Source organism: Francisella salimarina, assembly GCF_007923265.1.
Taxonomy (GTDB): Bacteria; Pseudomonadota; Gammaproteobacteria; order Francisellales; family Francisellaceae; genus Francisella; species Francisella salimarina.
In genome coordinates, this window is record NZ_VOJA01000008.1 from 1 (window position 1) to 1,261 (window position 1,261).

The following is a 1,261-nucleotide window of genomic DNA, read 5'->3' on the forward strand; positions in this document are numbered from 1 at the left end:
CTACAGAAGTATCAAATGTATAGTTATAACCATCTACATTTGGTCTTGGTTCGATATTGTAGTTGCCATCTAAATAATCTTTTGGATTATTTATTAAAGGAAAATATTTTATAGGGTTATCAATAGCAAAATTACTTTTCCCATCTTTATAGAATTTACCAATTTTTATATTGTTTATATCATATAAACCTGTCCATAAATAAGGTTGAGACATTCCTTTATATGTTATAAGTACTTTATTATTATCTATAAAACCAAAGTTAGTATAGCCATTTGGTTTTTTGTAATTATTTTCTAATTTTGGTATTTCATTTCTTTGGGCTAAATTAAAGAAAAAGTTATCTTCATTAGCAGTATTTGGAAATGTTATGATTTTATTGTTTTGTAAATCATATTTAACAGCACGACCAACTCTTGAACTATCTAATGTATAAACGAACTCACTATTAGGGTCTATGGCACTCATAGTTTGATTTACATTTTTATTTATAAGCTTCCATTTGTGCTCTTTTGCATTATAGATAACCATTATACTATCAGCAGTCATTATTAAGACATCATTATTGGCAAAGTTAAACTGATTATTTATTGCATAACCATTTGGTAAGCCACCTTTATAAGGATTACCTCTCCAGTATGGGGAATGTTCACTTTTAGCATAACTCCAAGAAACATATATCTGTTTCTTTTTACCAGTATCTAAATTATATTGGTAAGCATCTCCCCATGGCAAAGATCCAACCCAAGTTGTTAGACTTGAATTGATAGCTTGACTATCAGCCATGAAATCAGGAGTAAATTCTTTTATAATTTTACCGTTTACATTAGTTATGGTTACTTCTTTAGTTTTAATATTTTGTAATAAATAATTATCACTATTCGGTACAAAATAAGCAGATCTAGGATTATAGTTATTACCTAGATTTTTAGATACATTATTTTTTAAGTCCCAAAGGTAGGCATTCCCTGAGTCATCAACTGATATGACATATTTTCCATTGTTAGAAACTGATAAGCTGGCTTGTTGAGCTAGAGCAAAAGAAAAAGTTATAAATAAGCTTAAAAAAATTAATATTTTTTTCATTAGTAACTTCCTTCACTGTCTGCTGTCGATTGTATAGAGACGCTAGTATTTTTATTTTTAGTTTCTTCTATATCATAATCACCGAAGAAATCAAAAGCACCACCGAAGTATTTACCAAATAGTAAACCTTTAAATACATGATCCATAAACATCGGTTTAGGGTACAACATAGCCGAA

The 1,261-nt window shown here is 28.7% G+C and carries 1 protein-coding gene; it reads right to left on the minus strand.

Annotated elements, in window-relative coordinates; genetic code table 11:
* Nucleotides 1-1,084: hypothetical protein (locus tag FQ699_RS09580; RefSeq protein WP_218961594.1), on the minus strand; the 1,084-nt coding region annotated here is incomplete at its 3' end.
* Nucleotides 1,085-1,261 lie beyond the last annotated feature (177 nt).